The sequence below is a fragment of the Bacillus sp. K2I17 genome (genome assembly GCF_002209985.1).
In the GTDB taxonomy this organism is placed as follows: Bacteria; Bacillota; Bacilli; order Bacillales; family Bacillaceae_G; genus Bacillus_A; species Bacillus_A wiedmannii.
Genome location: NZ_NJGF01000093.1, coordinates 1 through 3,890 on the forward strand (window position 1 = coordinate 1; position 3,890 = coordinate 3,890).

Here is a 3,890-nt window from a genome sequence, read left to right on the forward strand (position 1 = left end):
AAGTGTAACATCCATGTTTGTTCATGGTCTTTTTACACTGTCTACCTTAAGGGGATAATATCAATAATATCAGTTCAATGTCTTTTTTGATTAAATAGAATAATAATAAGTAGGGAACCTTAATGTTGATAGTTGACATTTATACCAGCTGTAATTAATTAAATAACCCTAAATTTCTCATTTTCCATTACTATATTCGCATCATTTCTAATTTCTTGTTTCACTACTTCCGCAGTTTGGCCTCTTGCCCAATTTACATGTCCCTCATGAGGTTCAATTTTATCTGTAGTAATCATGAGTCGCCCATTTTTCATATAGCCAAAAATTTGATCCAATTGTTCTTTGATGTCCTTAGCTTTGTTTGGACAAGATAATGATTATATTACAGGAGATAAAGAGTCTTATAGAGTATTCAAAGGATTTATCGAGGTTTTAAAGATATTATTACCCGAAACCTTAGGATTTAACGAAATAAACATTAAAGATGGGGAAGTAATTTTAAAAACGGATACTGGCGATTTTTTGATTGATTCAGTTTCTGGAGGTATAGGGGCTATTATTGATTTAGCTTGGCAAATTTACATGTATGATAATGAGAGTCCATTCCTTGTAATAATAGATGAGATAGAAAATCATCTACATCCTTCTATGCAAAGAAATATCTTACCTAACCTTATAAAAGCATTTCCAAATGCCCAATTTATCGTCACTACCCATAGCCCATTTGTTGTTAATTCAGTAATCAATTCAAATGTATACGCTCTAAAATATGACGATAATAAAAGAGTTTGTAGTTACAAATTAGATTTCCATAATAAATCAGCTAATGCGTTAGAAATACTTAGAGATGTATTAGGTGTTCCTGTAACATTCCCTATTTGGATTGAAGAAAAGCTTGATGTAATACTTAAAAAATATAGAGATACTCAATTAACAGCCAAAACATATACAAATTTAAAAAATGAATTAAACGAAATGGGACTTGGCGAACACATGCCCCAAGCACTAGATGTTTTACAAAGGGGTAATATTAAATGATACACTTAAAAAAAGAAGAAATACCAACCATCTTGAAAACAAAAGGAGGACATTGGATAAATCAATATATGACATTTGTTCAATCTGGAACAAAACCTCCTAATAGTCTTAAAAGTAAATATACACACCCAATTATTAAAAAAGCACTTTTAAAAGAAACAAAGGGTAAATGTGCTTATTGTGAAAGTTCCTTTACAGCTACAGATCATGGACATATCGAGCATATATTACCAAAAAGTATATTTCCAAATAGGATTTTCGAATGGGATAATTTAACTTTAGCTTGTGGTAAATGTAATATTAATAAAAGTGACTATTATAATCAAAAAAATCCATTGATAAACCCTTATATTGATAATCCTGAAGAGGATATAATGTTTTCAGGGCCATTAATTTTAGCACGAAGTACACGCGGTCTAACTACAATTAAAAACCTTGAGCTTGATAGAGTAGAATTATGCGAAAGAAGAATGGCATATATAAACTCTATACAATCAACTATAATTTTATATGAAACTACAGATGATATCGAGCTCAAAAAATTACTATATGCCGATTTACTTGAATATACAAAAACAAATAAAGAATATAGTTTCATGATGAAAACTGTTATAAAAATGATAGATTCTCCTGTAGAAGTTTTATAACACTTAAAATGAAGAAAAAAGAAAATACATGATTATCCCCTACGAAACAAGGCTACTAAATCTATTAGGATTGATCCTTGGCGTACATTAAAAGATGAAAACACTTCTAATCTTAACTGTATTAGAAGTGTTCGCTTTAATATTTGTATTTTTCCTTTTAATTAGTTTATTCTTTGTAGAATTCGATGTAAGGATAGAGAGTTTCAGGGCTTTTTAAACCTAATATTTGCTTGATTTCTAATGGTGTGACACCATCGCTTTTATTTTAGAGTAGTTAATACATTTAAGATAAGATCATTGATGTATATTGTGTTATGCATTGTATTTGGAATCCTTTTCTTCATTCTTATTTTCAATGTTTTTTAATGCTACATATTTGGATTTATTTTTGAAATCTAAATAACTAATATAAGAGAGTAGCTCCTCTTCGAATACTAGAAAATCCTTGCATTTCCCGTACAATTTATGAGCCAACTGTGTAACAACTGCTTTTTCTTGTTCCTCGTTATCTAAAACTTGATGATTAAACAAATAGTCGGTACTAACGCAATTTTTTTTACCATATCAAAGTTTGGTTCTTTATTCCCTAATTCCCAAGTAGATATCGTACTTCCTGTTACTCCTAACTCGTTACCCAATTTGTGTAGATTAATTCCTTTTAGTGTTCTTAACTTCCTAAGATTCTGTCCAAAAATATTTCCTTCCAATCAAATCAACCTTTCAAATTTTTAATTAACGATTAGTATAGATTTGAAATAAAGTTGCAATGTTTAGAAAAAAGTTTTAATCAAACTTTTTTCTAAGGCTACTTATAGGTCACTGTAAATATTGATAATATCTTTTTAAAGATATCTTAGTTTTGAACCCCATCCTGCTTACCAATTCATCTTTTGTTATCCCTTGCTTAATAAGACGAATAATGAAGGCATTTCGCATTTGCTGCGCCGAGATACGTCTATTCAATCCCGCACGTTTTACTTCAAGTCGTATCATTTTTTGCACAGCAACTTCAGACAAAGCTTTTGGCGCATCCTTTTCGTACACCCAACGATAAGTACCCCGATTAAAATCAAATGCTATAAATAAAGGATTATCTGTATACTGTTTAGGTCTTACAGGTTCGGGAATGGTTTTATAGTATTTGTAAAGCTGCTGTGTATCTTCCATAGTTAAGGAGACAGACCTAGTTAATCCATTTTCTCCAGGTACCACTAAGGTATTTCTAGCAAACTGTATATGGCTCATATTAAGCGATACAAGCTCTTGCAAGGACAACCCATAGTTTACTACTAAATTTATAATACAAACGTTTCTATCCATAATAAGAGGGCGATATTTAGCTTGCCTTTCTGTTAATCCCTTTGTTGAGAGTATCGTTTGTTTTAAATGATTTTCCTCCGCTTCGGTAATAAAATCCTTTTCGCTTAGTGATTGATCAGGAATTAAGGAGAGGTGAAACTCATCTAATGGACTATCTATCCCTAAAAATATGTTCAATTTCTTTAAAACCACCCATATTCTGTGCCTTGTTTTCTCGGAATATTTGCGTTTGCTTTCTAACTCAGAGAAATACGCCTGATAGTCTTCTGGAGATAATTCACTCCACGATTTGATATGTAGCAGTATCTTATTTGCTCTTAGCCACTTATAAAAATCTTTAATATCGTATGCATAACGTTGGATCGTAGATTGTTTTCGTCCTTTTTCTGTTAAATAAGCAGAAAACGCTTCTAATGTTTCTTCTAAACTTATTTTCTCGTTCATTATTATCACCTAATTTCTTTGGGTATATTATAACAGAAAGTAGGGTTAAAACCTTCTACCGCCCTTTGCTACGCACGGTTGCTGGCATATCCAAAACGCAAACGGACAAACAACCCTTTGTGTTTTAGATATGTTGATTATTATTTATAAAGCAAAATAAATAGGGCTATCATAATACTCCAAAAAGGCACTACAAAGACTAGTCCCCAAAATATCCCTTTGAAAAATCTAATCTCGTTATGGGTATTCATTTCTATATAAGTTGTACCTTTTAGTACAGCCATATTTAATCCTCCCAATGATAATAGTTTACTACAATAAAAAAAGGACAAACCTCGCCCTGGTAGGGATACGTAGGTTTGTCCTTTTGTATGTGGGTAATGATATCTTTAATTACCATTATTATAACTAAATTAACAAATATTTTCAATTAGGTCTGAC

At 31.2% G+C, this 3,890-nt stretch carries 5 protein-coding genes and 1 pseudogene; 2 read left to right on the plus strand and 4 right to left on the minus strand.

Annotated elements, in window-relative coordinates:
• Positions 1-158 precede the first annotated feature (158 nt).
• Positions 159-335 carry a hypothetical protein gene (locus tag CER22_RS33410; protein WP_179211964.1) on the minus strand — a complete coding sequence of 59 codons (177 nt, stop codon included), beginning with the start codon at positions 333-335 and terminating at the stop codon, positions 159-161.
• Between the two features lie 22 nt (positions 336-357).
• Between CER22_RS33410 and CER22_RS30640 the strand changes: the two genes are divergently transcribed.
• Positions 358-1,038 (plus strand): AAA family ATPase, encoded by a 681-nt coding sequence (locus CER22_RS30640; RefSeq protein WP_256943776.1) that lies wholly within the window; start codon positions 358-360, stop codon positions 1,036-1,038.
• Entirely contained in the window at positions 1,035-1,685 is a 651-nt protein-coding gene (locus tag CER22_RS30645; RefSeq protein ID WP_088610469.1) for an HNH endonuclease, read from the plus strand. Before CER22_RS30640 ends, CER22_RS30645 begins: the two co-directional genes overlap by 4 nt.
• 312 nt (positions 1,686-1,997) lie before the next feature.
• Here CER22_RS30645 and CER22_RS30650 read toward each other — a convergent pair.
• The 3 genes and pseudogenes from CER22_RS30650 to CER22_RS33415 form a co-directional block, all read right to left on the minus strand.
• Positions 1,998-2,392: pseudogene (locus CER22_RS30650) on the minus strand (helix-turn-helix domain-containing protein).
• A 109-nt stretch (positions 2,393-2,501) separates the two neighbouring features.
• A complete protein-coding gene (locus tag CER22_RS30655) occupies positions 2,502-3,449 on the minus strand; it encodes a tyrosine-type recombinase/integrase (protein WP_088610470.1) in 948 nt (315 codons plus the stop codon).
• A 140-nt stretch (positions 3,450-3,589) separates the two neighbouring features.
• Positions 3,590-3,733 (minus strand): hypothetical protein, encoded by a 144-nt coding sequence (locus CER22_RS33415; protein ID WP_179211965.1) that lies wholly within the window; start codon positions 3,731-3,733, stop codon positions 3,590-3,592.
• Positions 3,734-3,890: the final 157 nt, after the last annotated feature.